The organism is Mesorhizobium sp. M7A.F.Ca.US.005.03.1.1 (assembly GCF_003997975.1).
GTDB classification, from domain to species: domain Bacteria; phylum Pseudomonadota; class Alphaproteobacteria; order Rhizobiales; family Rhizobiaceae; genus Mesorhizobium; species Mesorhizobium ciceri.
Genome location: NZ_RZRO01000061.1, coordinates 23,656 through 42,352 on the forward strand (window position 1 = coordinate 23,656; position 18,697 = coordinate 42,352).

Here is an 18,697-nt window from a genome sequence, read left to right on the forward strand (position 1 = left end):
GGCAGGAGCGCGAGGGTCTCTCTAAATCTTTCTTAAGGCGGATGTGGCACTGCTTGGCTCCCCAGGGTTGGGATTCAGGCGTTGAATCTGCGAAAAAAGAACGAGATCCCGGTCGACGTCTATATTCCGTTCGTGGAAACCCTGTTTCGCGACGGGCTGACACTTTCGATCGGCATTCTCGCGCAGACTTTCCTGATCGGCCTGGTCTGGTGGAAGAGCGGCGATCCGCGGTATTTGCTGGTCGCGATCTCGATGGTTCTCGTCGGTGTGTTCCGCATGAGAAACTTTCGAAAATACAACAGCATGCCGTCGCCGACGACCTGGGAAGAGGCGCACAAGCGTGAGAATGACTACATTCTCTATGGCTCCCTGCATGGCTTGACGCTTGGCGCTTTCTGCCTGCTCGGCATCTATTTCGCGCGCGATGGTTTCGCCGAAATCGCCTCCGTTTGCCTGACGCTCGCGACGGCGACCTCCATCGCCGGCCGCAACTACGGCTCGCCGCGCATGGTCACCATCCTGACCATTGCCTTGACCTGGCCGATCTCGCTTGGCTTCCTGCTGCGCGGCGACATCTACCATGTCCTCCTCGGGCTCCTGTCGGCGCCGTTCCTGTTCGCCATCCGGAAATTCGCCAACACCGTACGCGATGTGCTTTTTGCGGCCGTCTCGGAAGAGAAGAAGGCCAACCGCATTGCCCAGCGCTTCAACCGGGCGCTCAACACCATGTCGCACGGCCTTGTCATGCTCGGTCCGGACGGCCGCGTCGCGGTGGCCAATGCCGAGGCCGCGCATCTGATGTCGCTCAAGTCGCCCGACGCGCTGCTCGGACGGTCGATCCACGGTCTGTTGATGCGCGGTGTCGCCGGCGGCATGCTGGCGCCCAAGGATTGCCGCTACATCGAGGCGCAGCTGACGCGTGCGCTGCGTGAGGGTCGCGACCGCAAGGTGCTGGTTTCCCTCGCCAACGGCCAGCATTACGAGTTCTCGGCTCGCGAAGGCAGCCAGGAACTGGGCGTCATCACCTTCGAGGACGTCACCGCCCGTGTCGAGGCGGAAGACAAGATCCGCTTCATGGCACGCTACGACAATCTCACCGGCCTGCCCAACCGGGCCTATTTCCATGAATTGGTGGGCGAGGCCATGGCGTCCGGCGATCGCGACCGTCTCTGCGGCCTTGCGGTGCTCGATCTCGACGATTTCAAGAGCGTCAACGACACGCTTGGCCATCCGATCGGCGACGGCTTGATCTATGCCGTTGCCGAGCGGCTTGGCGCCATTGCCAAGCAAGATATCACGGTCAGCCGTTTCGGTGGCGACGAGTTCATGATCTTCTTCGACCGCGTCGAGGATGAGAGCCATCTGACCAGCCAGCTCGACGAGATTTTCGCCGGCCTGCAAGGGGAAGTCGACGTCGCCGGTCACGGGCTGCGCATTCAGGCCAGCGGCGGCGCGGTGCTGTCACGGGTCAAGGATACCGATGTCGACGCCATGATCGTGAAGGCGGACCTGGCGCTCTACAAGGCCAAGGAACTCGGCAAGAACAGCTGGCGATTGTTCGAAGCTTCGATGGATGCCGCCTTCCGCAACCGTCAGCTGATGAAGGCGGATCTGCGCACCGCGGTAGAGGGCAAGAGCCTGCGGGTGGTCTATCAGCCGATCGTGGCGATGAGCACAATGCGTATCGCCAGTTGCGAGGCGCTGTGCCGGTGGGATCATCCAGATCTCGGGCCAATCTCGCCCAGCATCTTCATTCCGCTGGCCGAGGAAATGGGCATCATTTCCGAGATCAGCACCTTCGTGCTGCAGGCAGCCTGCGCCGAATGCGCCAAATGGCCCGACCAGACCAGCGTCTCGGTCAATCTCTCGGCCAAGGATTTCCGCAGCCGCGATGTCATCCAGAAGGTTCGCGATGCGTTGGCCGGCTCCGGCCTCGCCGCCAGTAGGCTCGAGATCGAGGTCACCGAAACGGCGCTGCTCGATGACAAGTCGCTGACGCGCCAGTATATTGAGGAGCTGAAGCAGCTTGGCGTGCGCATCGCGCTCGACGATTTCGGCACCGGCTATTCGAGCCTGAGCTACCTGCACAAGCTGCCGCTCGACAAGATCAAGATCGACCGCTCTTTCCTGATGGACGTCACCCAGAATCCCCGTTCGCTCGAGCTGCTCAAGGGTATCGTCAACCTGTCGCGGCCGCTGGGGCTTTCGGTGACCGTCGAAGGGGTCGAGACCTTCGAGCAGCTCAAGATCCTGGCGCTGCAGGTCAAGCCTGATCTTGTCCAGGGGTTCCTGTTCGGTTCGGCGCTCAGCGCTTCCGGCATCGAGACGATGTCGAACACGGTATGGCCCTTCGCCAAGGATATCAGGACCGCCAAAAAGGCGGTACGCCGCTGATTTGCGGCGCCTGGCGCATGGTGCCCGGGCACTGAGAGCCCATCCCTGTTTCCATCAGGATTGAACAGGCGCCCAGGCTTTAGGCATTCACTGCATTCGAGGTTTCTTTGCACATCGCGGGCCATGCCAGAATTTCAGCCGCTTCCCGTCATGTTCGAGACACGCTCTTTCCCCGTCGCGACGCAGAAAACGAAGAAAACCACCAATTTTAGTTTTATTTTAGCAATCGTTAACCTTAACGACTGGTAAACGGGCTGCTTCCTGTTTTCATCTTTTACATCCCAAGACCCTGTCGTAGTGTCGGATCGCGGCGGCAATGTACGGGGATTGAGTTGATGATTGTGCAGTTGAGTTCGCTTCGTCCGGTGACGGGCGAGGACGGGAAGGACGCCGCCGACACCATGTCCAGCTTCGCCCGCAACGTTTCGGCGATGCTTGAGCGGACAGAGTACCGCCGCTGCGACAAGGGCGAAGATCTCGAGGACATCTACCGCCTGCGCTACAAGTCATATCGCTCGAACGATATGGTGCCCGACAACGAAAACCATACCATTCACGATGAGCTCGACGAGGCACCGAATGTGTACCGCTTCGGGGTCTATATCGACCAGGAACTCGTCAGCACGCTGCGTATCCATCACGTCACCTTGGCCACGCCGATGTCGCCTTCCACCAAGGCCTTTGGCGACATCGTCATGCCGATGCTTCGTGACGGGCTGAGCTTCATCTGTCCCAGCCGGTTTGCGTCCGATCCCGAATGGTCGCGCGTCTACCCGCAGATTCCCTACCTGACGCTGCGGCTGGCCGGCATGGCGTGCTTCCATTTCAACGCGCCCTACTGCCTGTCGACCATTCGCGAGGATCACGCCGGCTTCTACAAGCGTATCTACTACTCGGAGAAGATCAGCGAGTCGCGCGCCTATCCGGGCGTTTTCAACAAGGTCGTGCTCTACCGCGCCGACGTCAACGCAATCCGCGAGCGGTCCTTCTCACGGTTCCCGTTCTTCCGCTCGACGCCAATGGAGCAGCGCATGCTGTTCGATACGCCGCATGTCGGGGAACTCGCGCCGCTGACCATCCTGCCGACGGCAAAATACTATCACGAAGCCGCCTGATACGGCAGGGATCCACACGATTTTGCAGGGCCGACAGGAGCCTTTTGGCGACTTCGGCGTTCTGGGTGAGGCCACGAGCAGCGCTCCGGGTCGATCTGAGGTTTTTGAGGGAACCCGCCATGACCATTTCCACACTTGCGCTAACCCCGCTCATCTCGCTGATCGCCGGCGTGCTGATCCTGGTCATGCCAAGGCTGTTGAACTACATCGTCGCGCTCTATCTGATCGTCGTCGGGTTGCTCGGGCTATTTCCGCATCTAGCAGGCTGAGGCGCCGGCTTAGGCCACGCAAGCGTCCGCCCTTCGGAGTTCCGCATCAAGCATCAGAATCCAGCGATCGGACTCCGTCGCGGCGTCGACTGCTGGCTTCAATCTTTCTTTGAGGCAGTTGTCGGTTGTTGTGCGGCAATAGCGCCATTGCTCTCGGCGCGGCTTTTCGCTATGTGCCTGAAAGATGTCTTCGAAGGGGTATTCCTATGGCTGATCACTCGCCGACTGGTCCTGTCGAACTGGGCGCGAAGATGGACTATGCCGAGCATGACCGCACCTATGCGGGCTTCCTCGCGCTGGCCAAGTACGGCTCGCTGTTTTGTGGCGCCCTGCTCCTGGCGATGGCCTTCGGCTTCTTCGCGGGCGGCTTCTTCTCGGCGACCATTCTGTTCGTGCTGATTCTGGCTGTCGGCGCCTTTATCCTCCGATAGATTTTTCCGACATCTTGTCCACGGCGCCGCCGCGAGGCCGGCCGGCGTCTTGCGGGAAATAGCTTCCGGCCGAAAGGATCATGCGGTGGGACAGACGGTTTTCATCCCTCGTGAGCTCGATGCCAACGAGCCGCGCGTCGCGGCTTCGCCCGATACGGTGAAACGGCTGGCGGCGTTGGGCTTCGACGTCGTCGTCGAGGCCGGTGCCGGTCTGAAATCGCGCATCATCGATGCCGACTATGCGAGCGCCGGCGCTGCTATCGGCAAGGCTTCCGATGTCGCCAAGGCCGATGTGGTGCTGAAGGTGCGCCGGCCTGGTGATGCCGAGCTGAAGAGCTACAAGCCCGGCGCGGCTGTGATCGCCATCATGGACCCCTACGGCAACGATGCCGCCGTGGCAGCTCTTGCCAAGGCCGGCGTCACCGCTTTCTCGATGGAATTCATGCCCCGGATCACCCGCGCGCAGTCGATGGACGTCTTGTCCTCGCAGGCCAATTTGGCCGGCTATCAGGCGGTGATCGACGGGGCTTCGGAATATGACCGCGCCTTGCCGATGATGATGACGGCGGCCGGCACGGTGCCGGCGGCGAAGGTCTTCATCATGGGCGTTGGCGTCGCCGGCCTGCAGGCGATCGCCACCGCGCGCCGGCTTGGTGCGGTTGTCACCGCCACCGACGTTCGCCCCGCCGCCAAGGAACAGGTCGCCTCGCTCGGCGCCAAGTTCCTCGCGGTCGAGGACGAGGAATTCAAGGCGGCCGAAACGGCCGGCGGCTACGCCAAGGAAATGTCGAAGGAATATCAGGCCAAGCAGGCGGCACTCACATCAGAGCACATCGCCAAGCAGGATATCGTCATCACCACGGCGCTCATTCCCGGCCGGCCGGCGCCCAAGCTGGTCTCGTCGGCGATGGTCGCTTCGATGAAGCCGGGCTCGGTGATCGTCGACCTCGCGGTCGAGCGCGGCGGCAATGTCGAGGGCGCCGAAGCCGGCAAGGTGGTCACCACCGCCAACAACGTCAAGATTGTCGGCCATCTCAATGTGCCTGGCCGCATCGCGGCGTCGGCCTCGCTGCTTTATGCCAGGAACCTGTTCGCCTTTCTCGAGACGCTGGTCGACAAGACGACCAAGACGCTTGCCATCAATCGCGACGACGATCTGGTCAAGGCAACGATGCTGACCGATGGCGGCAAGGTGGTTCATCCGGCTTTCGTGAAAGCCGACCAGCAGCCGGCAAAGGGCCAATATGTCGAGCCGGCCGCGATCCCGGCCAAGACCATGGTCGCCGATGCTTCGCCCAAGAAAGCCGCGTCCAAGAAGGCGGCCGCACCCAAGTCGCCCTCGTCGAAGCCGAAAGGGATCGCGTGATGGACCAGACCCTGCAGAAAGCCCTCGACCAGCTCGACCAGGCCTCCGCCGCCGTCCGGCTGGCGGTGCACAATCTGGCGACCGCGCCCGGCGGCACTGACGCAGCCGGTGATGCCGCGCATGCGCTCTCCGGCGGCGCCATCGATCCCTTCGTCTTCCGCTTCGCCATCTTCGTCCTGGCGATCTTCGTCGGCTACTACGTCGTCTGGTCGGTGACCCCCGCACTGCATACGCCGCTGATGGCCGTCACCAATGCCATCTCCTCGGTCATCGTCGTCGGCGCGCTGCTTGCCGTCGGCATCGCCGCCTCCGGCATTGCCGCGGGCTTCGGCTTCGTCGCGCTGATGCTGGTTTCGGTCAACATCTTCGGCGGCTTCCTCGTCACCCAGCGCATGCTGGCCATGTACAAGAAGAAGGACAAGTAGAGCGCCATGAACGCCAACTTCGCGTCCTTCCTCTACCTCGTCTCCGGTGTCCTGTTCATCATGGCGCTGCGCGGCCTGTCGCATCCGACCACCAGCCGCCAGGGCAATCTCTACGGCATGATCGGCATGGGTATTGCCATCGCCACCACACTGGCTCTGGCGACCCCGTCCGCCGGCCGCTTCGGCCTGATCGTGCTCGGCCTTGCCATTGGCGGCGGCGTCGGCGCCGTTACCGCGCGCCGCATCGCCATGACCTCGATGCCGCAGCTGGTCGCTGCCTTCCACTCGCTGGTCGGCCTCGCCGCCGTCATGGTGGCGGCTGCCGCGATCTATGCCCCGGAAAGCTTCGGCATCGGCACGGATGGCGACATTCATGCCCAGGCCCTGATCGAGATGAGCCTTGGCGTCGCCATCGGCGCCATCACCTTCACCGGCTCGGTCATCGCTTTCCTCAAGCTCGATGGCCGCATGTCCGGCAAGCCGATCATGATCGGCGCACGCCACTTCATCAACGCCGCACTTGCTATCGCGCTCGTCGTGCTGATCGTGTTGCTGGTCACCACCGAGTCCAAGCTGGTCTTCTGGCTGATCGTTGCCGCCTCGCTGGTGCTCGGTATCCTGCTGATCATCCCGATCGGCGGCGCCGACATGCCGGTCGTCGTCTCGATGCTGAATTCCTATTCCGGCTGGGCGGCGGCGGCGCTGGGCTTCACGCTCGGCAATCTGGCGCTGATCATCACCGGCGCGCTGGTCGGCTCATCCGGCGCGATCCTGTCCTACATCATGTGCAAGGGCATGAACCGAAGCTTCATCTCGGTCATTCTCGGCGGCTTCGGTGGGGAGACGGCAGCGGCCGCCGATGACGGCATCGAACGCACGGTCAAGCAGGGTTCTGCCGACGATGCCGCCTACCTCATGATGAACGCCCAGAAAGTCATCATCGTGCCGGGCTATGGCATGGCGGTTGCCCAGGCGCAGCATGCACTGCGCGAAATGGCCGACAAGCTCAAGGCCAATGGCGTCGACGTGAAGTACGCCATCCACCCGGTCGCCGGCCGCATGCCCGGCCACATGAACGTGCTGCTCGCCGAAGCCAATGTGCCCTACGACGAGGTGTTCGAGCTTGAGGACATCAACTCGGAGTTCGCGCAAGCCGACGTTGCCTATGTCATCGGCGCCAACGACGTCACCAACCCGTCCGCGCGCGACGACAAGTCCTCACCTATCTACGGCATGCCGATCCTCGATGTCGACAAGGCGCGCACCTGCCTGTTCGTCAAGCGCTCGCTCGGTTCCGGCTATGCCGGTATCGACAACACGCTGTTCTACAAGGACGGCACCATGATGCTGCTCGGCGACGCCAAGAAGATGACCGAAGAGATCGTCAAAGCCATGGATCACTGATCCGGGATAAGCGCCGGGACACGCCAAGAATCGCCCGGCTTCGCGCCGGGCTTTTTCTTGGCTCGACGGCGATTTCGGCGCTACGATGACGAATTCCCGCCTCGACGGCGGGATTGTCGTCGACGGAGACGTTGGTGCCTGACCCGATCGCATCGCCGCCCGCCGGGAAAGCGCCGCGCAAGCCTGGCCAGGCGGTGGTGATCGTGCATGGCATGGGTGAACAGCGGCCGATGGATACGCTGCGAGGCTTTGTCCAGGCTGTCTGGAGCCATGACCCCAACCGCGCGCCGTTTTATGCCCATGTCGCCGATCCGGCCGACCCCGCCGGCGCGAAGATCAACCAGAGCTGGATCACTCCCGACAGCCGGACCAATTCGTACGAACTTCGCCGCATCACCACGCCCTACGATGTCGATGGCCGCCGCACCGACTTCTACGAGCTTTACTGGGCCGACATCACGCAGGGCACGACGCGAGGCCGGCTTGCCGCCTGGGTGACAAATCTGCTGTGGCGCAAGCCCGCCGACATACCGCCGGACGCCCGAAAGCTCTATCTGGTCACCCTGGTTGCCGTCATCATCGCCCTGGTCGCGACGCTCGCGCTTGCGACGTCGGTTTGGCAGCAGCAGATTTCGTGGACCGTCGGCGTCCTCGTCACCATCCTGGCCTCGTTCGTCATCTGGTCGGTGGACCGTTTTGGCCTTCCCTATTTCGGCGATGTCGCGGCCTATGTGCGCGCTGAAGCGGCCACGGTAGAGAAGCGGGCGCTGATCCGCGACCGCGGCCTGAAGCTGCTGAAGCGTCTGATGATGGACGATACCTACGATCGCATCGTGCTGGTCTCGCACAGCCTCGGCTCGATGATCGCCTATGACCTGTTGCAGATCTTATGGTCCGATTTCAGGCCCCGAAAACTGGAGGCCATCCGCGACAAGGCGAAACTGAAAGCTATCCACGCCATCGACAAGGCGACGCTTGTTGCCGACGGCTCGGCATGGCCCGGCAGCCTTGACGATCTTGCCGGGTTCCGGCGCGATCAGTGGGAGCTCTATCGCCAACTGCGCACCAGGGACGACAGCCATCGGCCTTGGAAGATCAGCGATTTCGTCACGCTTGGTAGCCCGCTGACCCACAGCGAATTTCTGGTGACGCACAATCTCGCCGAATTCAGGCGCGGCATCGCCGAGCGCCTGTTCTCGGCATGTCCGCCGATTGCCGAGGGAGCGGCGGCCGGTGGCACCGTGCTTTATCAGGAAGGGCGCAACCGTTCTTCCGGCAAGCCGCAGCGGGCGGTGCATCATGGCGCGGTGTTTGCTGCGACGCGCTGGACCAATATCTTCGACCGCGGCAATGGTTGGCTGACGGGCGATCCGATCTCAGGGCCGATGGCGGAGAATTTCGGCCCGGGCATAGAAAACATCCAGGTCGAGCTGCGCGGTTCCCTCGGCCGTGTCTTCACCCACACGCTGTACTGGTCGTTGGCGGCGACCGGTAGCGAGGTTGCCGCCGGCGATCAGCCGCGCTCGCATCTCGCCGTGCTGCGCGACGCTGTCGACCTCGGTCGCAAACTGGAGCCGAGCCAAGCCGAAGTGCCGGCGATTCCTCCCCGAAAATAAGAACGGATTTCAGCGAACGGGGTCGTGGCAGCGCCGCTCGACAACTTCAAAGCAAAGCCGCTCCGGGCGGCCCGGAGTGGCTTTGTTGCAAGTGCAGTTCAACGGTTGGTGATAAAAACCGCTTCCTCATCGTCGCGCTGCCTGCCGCCAAGGGCCGCGGCAGCACTGGCGATAAAGGCGCCGATGGCCAGCGAGAGCGCACCAAGCAAGGCAAACGTCGCGCTGGCCTTCCTGGCTGTGTCGGCGGCCTGCTGCGCCTTGACCTTGGCGTCCTGGGCCTTGGCGAGGACGGCATCCACCCGGGTCCTGGCGTCTGCTTCCGAAAGCCCCGTGCGAACGGCGACCAACTGCGACAGATAGGTTTTGTCGTCTGCGGAAACCTCGCCTGCCGCGGCGCCGGCGATCAGGATGCGCGAAGCCTGCCCAACCGCGGCCGCATCGCTGTCCGGATTGGCGGCCGCGAGCTTGCCCGGATCGGCCGGACGGAACAGTGAATCCACCAGGTAGGATGTCGCATTGTCGGCCGACGCGCTGCCGGCATTGGCCGAAGCCCCCGCCGATGCGCCCATGGCCGCACCAGACGCGATGGTGGACACCGCCTGCACGCCCGAGCCTATGGCAGCGGAAAGCGCGGAGCCAAGCACGCCGACGACGAGCAGTGTGGCCAACGCCCAGGCAAGAAAGCCATGGGCGGTATCACGGAAATACACCTCGTCCGTGTGGATGCCGACCCATTTGGTGCGCAGGCGTCCGGCAAGGTAGCCGCCGACACCCGAGGACAGCCATTGCACGATGATCAGCCAGACGGCGGTGGATGCCGCGAAAGTGGTGACAGATGCGCCGGATCCCGACCAGGGCGACACCATGCTCAATCCAAGCCCGGAGCCCAGCAGCATGAGGATGAAGGTCAGCGTCGAGGCCGCGAAGGCACCGGCGATGATCGGTCCCCAACTGACGGCGGTGGAGGAGGATTCTGTTGAAGTGGAAACGTCGACAGCCGATAGGGTGGACTGCATAAGTGCCCCCTATCGTACGAACAGCATGATCAGAATGATGATCGGGATCGGTATGCCGAGCAACCAGAGCAAAATGCCGCGTCCCATGGAAGCCTCCTGTTAGAAATTGTGATCGATATTGTCACAATGTCTCGCAGGGACTTCCGTTCCGGCGCGTTGCAAATTGATTTTGTTGCCGCCGGTGGAACAATTGGCGCGCCGCAGCGCGCCAATTCAGATTTAACGTCCAGATCAGATATCCAGATTGGCGACCGACAGCGCGTTGTCCTGGATGAACTCGCGCCTGGGCTCGACCTCGTCGCCCATCAGCCGCGAAAACAGCGAATCCGCATCGGTCGCGTCATTGACCTTGACCTGCAGCAGCGAGCGCACGTTCGGATCGAGCGTGGTTTCCCACAGCTGTTCGGCGTTCATCTCGCCGAGACCCTTGTAGCGCTGCATCGTCAGGCCCTTGCGGCCTGTCGCAAAGACCGCATTGAGCATCGCCAGCGGCCCCGAGATGGTTTCGGAGACATCCTTGCGGCGCAGCACCGGCGGCGACCCGTAGACCTCGCTGAGGCGCTGTGCGTAACGGTCGAGCTGGCGTGCGTCGGCCGAATTGATCAGCGCCAGGTCGAGATGCGCATATTCCTTGACGCTGCGCACCGTGCGCTCGAACACATAGCCGCCAACGCCTTCATTCGAGGTCGACATGCGGCCGGTCCAGCCGCGCTCGGTGTCCTCGGCGATGATGTCGAGGCGTTTTGCAATCCGCTCCGCCATGTCGTTGGCGCGGCCGAGATCGGCGAACACGTCCGGGTTGAGCCCACCGGCGATCGCCGCCTGCTCGACGACGCCTCTGTTGTAGCGCGTGTGCAGGCCGTTGATCAGCTGGCGCACCGCCAGCGCGTCATCGATGGCGCCACGCAGGTCCTGCCCGATGCGAACCTCGCCCGAGCCGAGCGTAAGCGATGCTTCCTCCAGTCCCGAGCCGATCAGGAACTCCTCGAACGCGCTCTCGTCCTTGATGTATTGCGAGCTCTTGCCGCGCGTCACCTTATAGAGCGGCGGCTGGGCGATGTAGAGATGGCCGCGCTCGATCAGCTCAGGCATCTGCCGGAAGAAGAAGGTGAGAAGCAAGGTTCTGATATGGGCGCCGTCGACGTCGGCGTCGGTCATCAGGATGATCTTGTGGTAGCGCAGCTTGTCGGCGTTGAACTCGTCCTTGCCGATCGAGGTGCCGAGCGCCGTGATCAACGTGCCGATCATGTCGGAGCCGAGCATGCGGTCGAAGCGCGCCCGCTCGACATTGAGGATCTTGCCGCGCAACGGCAGGATCGCCTGGTTCTGGCGCGAACGCCCACCCTTGGCGGAGCCGCCGGCGGAATCACCCTCGACGATGAAGATTTCGGATTTCGCCGGGTCGCGTTCCTGGCAGTCGGCCAGTTTGCCGGGCAGGGAGGTGACGCCGAGCGAACTCTTGCGGGTGATATCGCGCGCCTTGCGCGCCGCTTCGCGCGCCGCCGCCGCCTGGATCACCTTGTCGACGACCACCTTGCCTTCGCTCGGGTGTTCTTCCAGCCAGGTGCCGAGCGCTTCGTTGACCAGGCCTTCGACGACAGGACGGACTTCCGACGAGACCAGCTTGTCCTTGGTCTGCGAGGAGAATTTCGGGTCGGGAACCTTGACCGACAGCACCGCCGTCAGACCTTCGCGGCAATCGTCGCCGATCAGCGAGACCTTTTCCTTCTTGGTCAGCCCAGAGGATTCGCCATAGCCGGTGATCTGACGCGTCAGCGCGCCGCGGAAGCCGGCCAGATGCGTGCCGCCATCGCGCTGCGGGATGTTGTTGGTGAAGGCCAGCACGTTCTCGTGGTAGCTGTCGTTCCACCACATCGCCACTTCGACGGTGATCCCGTCGCGCTCCGCCCGGATGGCGATCGGCTTGTCGATCAGCGGTTTCTTGACGCGATCGAGATATTTGACGAATTCTTCGAGGCCTCCATCGTAGTGCAGTTCATGGCGCACGACATCGGCGTGACGGGCATCGGTCAAAATGATGCGCACGCCGGAATTGAGGAAGGCAAGCTCGCGCAGCCGGTGTTCCAGCGTGCCGAAGTCGAACTCGACCATGGTGAAGGTCTCGGCCGACGGGAAGAAGGTGATCTGGCTGCCGCTGCGGCCCTCATAGGTGCCCGGCTGCTTGTCCTGCTCATAGGTGCCGGTCGCCTTCAGAGGTGCGTCGGCATTGCCATGCGTGAAACTCATCTCGAAGATCTGGCCGTTGCGGCGGATCTTCAGCTTTAGCCACGCCGACAGCGCGTTGACCACCGAGACGCCGACGCCATGCAGGCCGCCCGAGACCTTGTAGGAATTCTGGTCGAACTTGCCGCCGGCATGCAGCTGCGTCATGATCACTTCGGCCGCCGAAATGCCTTCTCCGGTGTGGATATCGGTCGGAATTCCGCGGCCATTGTCGATCACAGTGACCGAACCATCGGGGTTGAGCGTCACGGTGACGAGGTCGGCGTGACCGGCCAGCGCCTCGTCGATGGCGTTGTCGACCACTTCATAGACCATGTGATGCAGGCCCGAGCCGTCGTCTGTATCACCGATATACATTCCGGGGCGTTTGCGGACAGCGTCCAACCCCTTCAAAACCTTGATGGAATCGGCGCCGTATTCGGCTTCAGCGCCGTTGTTGTTGTCGATCTGATCGCTCATGAAAACCTGTTGTCTGGATGCCGCCTGCACAGCGCGAAAAATCCGCGCCGAATCGCGCCTCTGATATCGACTAGATATAGGCGCAAAAGGCGGTTTTTCCAAGGTTTGCAGGCATTTCACTGGGAATGGCCGGCTGCCAATGGCGGGCCTCCGCCGGCCCCCATTTCACTTCGGCCAGCGGTCCTTGAGAAACCTTGATCATGAACTTGTATCTCGGCGCCAGCCGCCTGCTGCGGTCGCGCCCCGGCGTCATGTCGGGCGGGCGGCCGGATCAGGCGGTGGTCGTCGTTGGCGATGACCAGGGCCAGGCGCCACCACTGCGGTGGCGGTGGTGAGCATAGGCAGCAAGGCAAACAGCAAGCGCAAATCGAACTGCCCCCCAGCTCGTTCCTGTGCACGACCACCTCTCTATGGCAGCAAACCGGGGGTTTTTGCGGAAGACCAGCGTTTTCAGCCTGCCCGCATCGGCTTCAAAGCCTCGCTCCAGCGCAGCAGCTCGTCGAGCATGGTTTTGGCTCCGCCCTGCACCTGTTCGCTGGCGTTGAAAGCGCCATTTTCGTCGAGCAGTTTCTGGTACATCGGCAGCGCGACGCCTTCCGGGATCGGCATGACACCTACCGAGGTCAGCAGCGGCTTCAGCGCTTGCGCCGCGCGCAGGCCGCCGGAGACGCCGCCATAGCTGAAAATGGCGGCTGCCTTGTACTTCCATTCGCGCGAGAGATAGTCGATCGCGTTGACGATCGCCGGCGCCACGAAATAATTGTATTCCGGCGCCACGAAGACGAAGGCATCGGCGGCATCGATCGCCTTGGACCAGGCTTTGGTATGATCGTTCTGGTAGTTGCCAAGCCTTGGATGGTGCGGTTCGTCCAGCACCGGAAGCTTGAACGCATCGATGTCGGTCAGTACAGGCTCGAATTTCCCGTGCTCGCGCGCGAACCTCTCCAGCCACTCGGCAAAAATCGGTCCGGCGCGACCTGGCCGCGTGCTGCCGATGATGATGTTCAACTGGTGCTTCAAGCTGGGCTCCTGCGGTGGCGGTATCCATTGGTGACTGCCACCTAGGGCATGCCGCTCGGGGCAACAAGAAGGCACCTCGCGGTAACCGGTCACATTCCGGAGAGTAGGGCCTTGCCGTTCGGTCACATGGACGCCTGCTTTGCGGCCCACTACATTGGGTCATCAGCGGAGCACAGCATGGACATCCAGCCCGCCCCCTTCATTCCCCCGGCGCCGAAGCCGCGCACGACGCCGCCCTCGACGTTGGAGATGATCCGCATCGTCTACCGCAACCCGCTCGAATTGTGGGGTGAGCATACCTACAACGAGCCGTGGATCTCGGCGAACGGCGTTGGCGGACATCTGATCGTCGCCAATGATCCCGCCCTGATCCGGCATGTGCTGGTCGACAACGCCAGGAACTACAAGATGGCGACGGTGCGCCAGAAGATCCTGCGGCCGATCCTGCGCGACGGCCTGCTCACCGCCGAGGGCGAGGTCTGGAAGCGGTCGCGCAAGGCGATGGCGCCGGTGTTCACGCCGCGCCACATCTTCGGCTTCGCCCAGCCGATGCTGAGGCGCACGCAGGACTTCGTCACCCGTTACGAAGACGGCGGCACGTCTGACATCGCCCATGACATGACGCTGCTCACTTATGACATTCTGGCCGAGACGCTGTTTTCCGGCGAGATATCAGGCGAGCCCGGCAGTTTCGCCAACGAGATCGACCGCCTGTTCGAGACCATGGGTCGCGTCGATCCGCTCGACCTGTTGCGTGCGCCCGACTGGCTGCCGAGGCTGACCCGCATCCGTGGCCGCAAGACCATGGCCTATTTCCGCAAGATCGTCACCGACACGGTCAAGATGCGCGAAGCGAAATTCAAGCGCGATCCCGATGCCGTGCCGCAGGATTTCCTGACACTGCTGCTCAAGGCCGAGGGACCCGACGGACTGACGCGGGCCGAGGTCGAGGACAATATCATCACCTTCATCGGCGCCGGCCATGAGACGACGGCGCGTGCGCTCGGCTGGACGCTCTATTGCCTGGCTGAATCACCGTGGGAGCGCAACCGGGTCGAGCAGGAGATCGACCAGGTGCTGGCGCGCGAGCCCGATCCGACGAAATGGCTCGATGCCATGCCGTTCACGCGCGCGGCTTTCGACGAAGCGCTCAGGCTCTATCCGCCGGCGCCGTCGATCAACCGCGAGCCGATCGAACCGGAAATGTGGAAGGATCTTCATATCCCCAAGCACGCCGCGGTGCTGGTGATGCCTTGGGTCGTGCATCGCCACAGGAAACTGTGGGACCGGCCGGATGCCTTCCTGCCGGAGCGCTTCCACCCGGGAAATCGCGAAAAGATCGACCGCTTCCAGTATCTGCCGTTTGGCGCCGGCCCACGCGTCTGCATCGGCGCCAGCTTCGCCATGCAGGAGGCGATCATCGCGCTGGCGATCATGCTGTCGCGCTTCCGCTTCGACACCACCGCCGAAACGAAACCCTGGCCGGTACAGAAACTGACCACGCAGCCGCAAGGCGGTCTACCGATGCAGGTCACGCCGCGTTAGACATGACACCTTCAGGCAGTTGCGCCGAATTAGGCCGCGGGCTTGCGTTGCTGGAACTGGCCGGCGGCGCGGTAGCGCCAGAGATAGCTGGGCAGGATCGTCGCGATCGACTGCGGCTGGATGCCTAGCCCCGCAAGCGTCCTGTTGGTCTGGTTGGCGGCGTCCGAAACGATGTTGTGCTCGCGCAGCTGCATCACCTGGTCCTTGGTCAGCAGCGGGTTGGGCAGGAGACCGAGGATCGAGGCCTGGATGTTGGCCACCCACCACGGAACCGGCACCAGCAGCCGCTTGCGCTCGATCACGTCGAGCAGCTCTTCCATACACTGCTTGAAGGTGAGCACCTTCGGTCCGCCGAGTTCATAGATCTGGCCGCCATCCACCTTGCCGTCGACCGAGCGCGCCACCGCTTCGGCCACGTCGCCGACATAGACCGGCTGAAACTTGGTCTGGCCGCCGCCGATCAGCGGCAGCACCGGCGAATAGCGCGCCATGTTGGCGAAGCGGTTGAAGAAGCCGTCTTCGGGTCCGAAATTGATCGACGGCCGGAAGATCACGGCGTCCTTGATCGTCTCCAGCACAGCCTTTTCGCCAAGCGCCTTGGTGCGCGCGTAGTCTGATTCGGAGTCCAGATCGGCGCCAAGCGCAGAAATGTGGGTCAGGCCGGCGCCGACCGAGCGCGCGGCCTCGGCCACTGCGCGGGCGCCGAACTCGTGCACGGCGGAGAATTTCTGCCGGCCGCTCTCATGCAGGATGGCGACCAGATTGACGACATGGTCGGCGCCTTGCACGGCGCGGTCTACCGACCAGCGCACGCGCACATTGGCCTGGACCGGCTGGATCTGGCCGACATTGCCGAGCGGCTGCAAATGGCCGGCGAGATCGGGCCGCCGGCAGGCGACCCTGATGCGATAACCGCGCTTGGCCAACGCGCGCACGACATGGCGGCCGACAAAGCCTGACCCGCCAAAGACGACGACGAGCTTTGGGGTCTGCAGGATTTCGGTCATGGCTGGCTCCGGCGCTCGCAGGCTTGGCTGAAGCCGTTTCATAATCCGTTTCGTGCCAAAGGCAAAGGGCGACGCGTCGTCGCTATCAGCCTGTCAGAACGCTTTGCCGATACGGGCGTCGACCGAATGGCGGTTGCCGCCGCGAATGACGAAGAAGAGCAGGATCGCTGCCCACAGCAGCGACTTTTCCGCACCCGAATAGCCTTGGCCCATGGTGACCCAGTGGAACCAGACCGTGACCAATAGCACGAACAGGCCGGCAAAGGCGGCCGGCCGCGTCAAAAACCCGATGGCGATGAAGATGCCGCCAAAGAATTCAGTGCAGGCCAGAAGCAACGACCACAACGCGCCCGGATAGAAGCCGAGACCCTCGACCATCTCGGCAGCGCCGAAAGGATTGGTGATCTTCTGCGAACCGTGGATGGCGAGAAACCCGCCGGCGACGACGCGAAGAACGGTTTCGGCACCATCGTGCAGGGCCGCGTAAAACCTGCCAAGGACCGGGATGACAAGGGCGTTGCGGGGATTGTCCGTGCTTGCCGACATTGTAGCTCCTCTGTTTTGCTCAATCAGCGCAAACGGCCGATCAGGTTGGTCGAAGTCAAATAAACAAAAGTTGACCAAAACGAGAATGTTTTACCATCGTGCGATCAAAACGCAGAAAACCCCGCCGAAGCGGGGTTTTCCGGGTGACATCCATGCGAAGCCAGGGGCCGACGGCGCGGCCTGACCTGAGACGGTATCAGGAGGGCGTGAAGCAAGTACGCCCACCCCAGCCCTGAACATCCGACATGGTGCCACCAACCTTCTTGCAGGCGGCGACGAAATCAGCGCTGCAATTGGCGAATTTTGCATGGCCGTTCTTGCAGTAGTGGTCTTCGGTGGCCCCGCCGCTCGGGGCAGCGATGACACCCGGGCTGGACGGCTTGACCGGTGCGGCCTTCAGGGTGGCTGCCTGTGTGGCGCCCATGAACGAGCCGAGCAGAAGGACGGCGGTCAGCATGGTGATCTTGGTGTTGGTCATGGCAATTTCCTTTGATTTGGGTTGAGTTTTCCGAGGCGCGAAGGACCGGCCTTCGCGTGATGCAGGCTTTCGATTTCGGTTTGCTGCTTCCCTCGGTGTGGATCGGGCAAGCTCGCCTTGCCCTGGACAAAGCTGGGTCGCAGCAAGGCGCGAAAAGGTTCAGCGGCGCGCAAAGAAAATCGCACTGCGCCGCGCCTGCGGCGGGCGAATTCCAGATAACTAATTGATATTTAATAGATATTCAGGAAGAATAGCGTGCAGCGAATTCGGAAATGCGCTGCACCACGGCCTTCGATGCGGTGATGCCGCGCGCTTGCGCCTTCTCGGCGGCCTCTGCGCGGGCACGACCGGGCACATGCACGCCGAAGCGCCGCCGCAGCCGGTCAAGCTGGTCCTTCATTCGTTGCTCGAAATCTGGATCGAGCAGCTTGGGTTCGATAGCAAGCACGAACAGTCCCGTGCCGGGGCTGTCCGGCCCGCCGCTGAACCATGGCGCGTCGAGCGACCAGTTGGCGCCCGACAGGCCCGCCGCCAGCACCTCGACCATCAGCGCGATGTTGGCGCCGCGCTGACCGCCGAAGGCGAGCATTGCGCCCTTCATGGCGGCGGCGGGATCGGTGGTCGGGTTGCCGCTGGCGTCCAGCGCCCAGCCTTCCGGGATTGTCTTGCCGTCCTCGGCCGCTTTGCGGATGTTGACGAAAGCGGTGGCGCTCGACGACTGGTCGATGACCAGCGGCGCCCCGTCGGCGGCAGGCGCGGCAAACGACATCGGGTTGGTGCAGTAGACCGGCTTGACCGAGCCCGAGCCGGCAAGCACGGCCGGGCCGTTGGTGGCTGCGAACGACACCAGTCCTTGTGCTGCCAGCCTTCCGGTGAAATAGCCGAGCGCGCCGCATGTATAGGCGTTCTTCTGCGAGAAGATGGCGACACCGAACAGCTTTGCCGCCTTGGCGAGGTCGTCGATGGTGCGGTCGAAGCCGGTATGCGCCAGCCCGCCGCGTGCATCGGAGAGATAGACTGCCAGCGCCGGCCGGGTGATCACCGGGTCGGCATTGCCGTCGATGCGTCCGGCTTCCAGCGCCTCGAGATAGTCGATGAAATGCGACAGACCGACCGAGGAAAGCCCTTCGGCCTCGGCTGATATGATCGAAGCAGTGAGCGATTGCGCCGCTTCCTCATTGGCGCCGGCGCCAAGTGCCGCCATCCGGCACAGTCCTTTTGCCTGGTCGAGACTGAGTTGCATCATGGCCGTCCTAGGGGAGTAGGGGAATAGGGGAGTACGGGAGTACGGGACAGTGGGCAGTGAATAGCGAATGGGGATGGAAATGTGAATGTGGATAGTGGCCCGATACTCCCCTACTC

Annotated in this window: 17 protein-coding genes; 9 read left to right on the forward strand and 8 right to left on the reverse strand. The window is 62.8% G+C overall.

From position 1 onward, the window contains the following. Nucleotides 1–81 precede the first annotated feature (81 nt). From EN990_RS22850 to EN990_RS22885, 8 genes are all read left to right on the forward strand, one after another. Nucleotides 82–2,394, forward strand: a complete 2,313-nt coding sequence (locus EN990_RS22850; RefSeq protein ID WP_013528207.1) for an EAL domain-containing protein — start codon at nt 82–84, stop codon at nt 2,392–2,394. Nucleotides 2,395–2,729: 335 nt separating this feature from the next. Next, nucleotides 2,730–3,509, forward strand: a complete 780-nt coding sequence (locus EN990_RS22855; RefSeq protein ID WP_013528206.1) for a hypothetical protein — start codon at nt 2,730–2,732, stop codon at nt 3,507–3,509. A gap of 119 nt (nt 3,510–3,628) precedes the next feature. Beyond that, entirely contained in the window at nt 3,629–3,778 is a 150-nt protein-coding gene (locus EN990_RS22860) for a DUF3096 domain-containing protein (protein WP_013528205.1), read from the forward strand. Nucleotides 3,779–3,984: 206 nt separating this feature from the next. Next, the gene (locus EN990_RS22865) at nt 3,985–4,209 is read left to right on the forward strand and encodes an aa3-type cytochrome c oxidase subunit IV (RefSeq protein ID WP_013528204.1); all 225 of its coding nucleotides are present in this window, start codon (nt 3,985–3,987) and stop codon (nt 4,207–4,209) included. An 85-nt stretch (nt 4,210–4,294) separates the two neighbouring features. Further along, complete coding sequence (locus tag EN990_RS22870) at nt 4,295–5,575, forward strand: Re/Si-specific NAD(P)(+) transhydrogenase subunit alpha (RefSeq protein ID WP_127368040.1); 1,281 nt, start codon at nt 4,295–4,297, stop codon at nt 5,573–5,575. Further along, entirely contained in the window at nt 5,572–6,000 is a 429-nt protein-coding gene (locus tag EN990_RS22875) for an NAD(P) transhydrogenase subunit alpha (protein WP_024501908.1), read from the forward strand. Before EN990_RS22870 ends, EN990_RS22875 begins: the two co-directional genes overlap by 4 nt. A 6-nt stretch (nt 6,001–6,006) precedes the next feature. Continuing rightward, nucleotides 6,007–7,404 carry an NAD(P)(+) transhydrogenase (Re/Si-specific) subunit beta gene (locus tag EN990_RS22880; protein ID WP_013528201.1) on the forward strand — a complete coding sequence of 466 codons (1,398 nt, stop codon included), beginning with the start codon at nt 6,007–6,009 and terminating at the stop codon, nt 7,402–7,404. Between the two features lie 134 nt (nt 7,405–7,538). Then, the gene (locus tag EN990_RS22885) at nt 7,539–9,020 is read left to right on the forward strand and encodes a hypothetical protein (RefSeq protein WP_127368039.1); all 1,482 of its coding nucleotides are present in this window, start codon (nt 7,539–7,541) and stop codon (nt 9,018–9,020) included. A gap of 98 nt (nt 9,021–9,118) precedes the next feature. Here the strand turns inward: EN990_RS22885 and EN990_RS22890 are convergent, their stop codons facing one another. The 4 genes from EN990_RS22890 to EN990_RS22900 form a co-directional block, all read right to left on the reverse strand. Beyond that, nucleotides 9,119–10,036, reverse strand: a complete 918-nt coding sequence (locus EN990_RS22890; RefSeq protein WP_013528199.1) for a hypothetical protein — start codon at nt 10,034–10,036, stop codon at nt 9,119–9,121. A gap of 231 nt (nt 10,037–10,267) precedes the next feature. Continuing rightward, nucleotides 10,268–12,739 carry a DNA topoisomerase (ATP-hydrolyzing) subunit B gene (gyrB, locus tag EN990_RS22895; protein ID WP_013528198.1) on the reverse strand — a complete coding sequence of 824 codons (2,472 nt, stop codon included), beginning with the start codon at nt 12,737–12,739 and terminating at the stop codon, nt 10,268–10,270. Between the two features lie 70 nt (nt 12,740–12,809). Further along, nucleotides 12,810–12,941 (reverse strand): hypothetical protein, encoded by a 132-nt coding sequence (locus EN990_RS36725; RefSeq protein WP_255337201.1) that lies wholly within the window; start codon nt 12,939–12,941, stop codon nt 12,810–12,812. Nucleotides 12,942–13,189: 248 nt separating this feature from the next. Then, complete coding sequence (locus EN990_RS22900; RefSeq protein WP_024501906.1) at nt 13,190–13,759, reverse strand: NADPH-dependent FMN reductase; 570 nt, start codon at nt 13,757–13,759, stop codon at nt 13,190–13,192. Between the two features lie 177 nt (nt 13,760–13,936). On the opposite strand from EN990_RS22900, the gene EN990_RS22905 reads away from it, so the two are divergent. Next, a complete protein-coding gene (locus EN990_RS22905; protein ID WP_013528196.1) occupies nt 13,937–15,304 on the forward strand; it encodes a cytochrome P450 in 1,368 nt (455 codons plus the stop codon). 29 nt (nt 15,305–15,333) lie between these two features. Here EN990_RS22905 and EN990_RS22910 read toward each other — a convergent pair whose 3' ends face one another. From EN990_RS22910 to EN990_RS22925, 4 genes are all read right to left on the reverse strand, one after another. Continuing rightward, nucleotides 15,334–16,311, reverse strand: a complete 978-nt coding sequence (locus tag EN990_RS22910; protein WP_024501904.1) for a complex I NDUFA9 subunit family protein — start codon at nt 16,309–16,311, stop codon at nt 15,334–15,336. A 93-nt stretch (nt 16,312–16,404) separates the two neighbouring features. Further along, on the reverse strand, nt 16,405–16,857 hold the full coding sequence (locus tag EN990_RS22915; protein WP_027164211.1) for a DoxX family protein: 453 nt from the start codon (nt 16,855–16,857) through the stop codon (nt 16,405–16,407). A 196-nt stretch (nt 16,858–17,053) separates the two neighbouring features. Then, nucleotides 17,054–17,335, reverse strand: a complete 282-nt coding sequence (locus EN990_RS22920) for a hypothetical protein (protein WP_013528193.1) — start codon at nt 17,333–17,335, stop codon at nt 17,054–17,056. Nucleotides 17,336–17,576: 241 nt separating this feature from the next. After that, on the reverse strand, nt 17,577–18,578 hold the full coding sequence (locus tag EN990_RS22925) for an Ldh family oxidoreductase (protein WP_024501902.1): 1,002 nt from the start codon (nt 18,576–18,578) through the stop codon (nt 17,577–17,579). Nucleotides 18,579–18,697 lie beyond the last annotated feature (119 nt).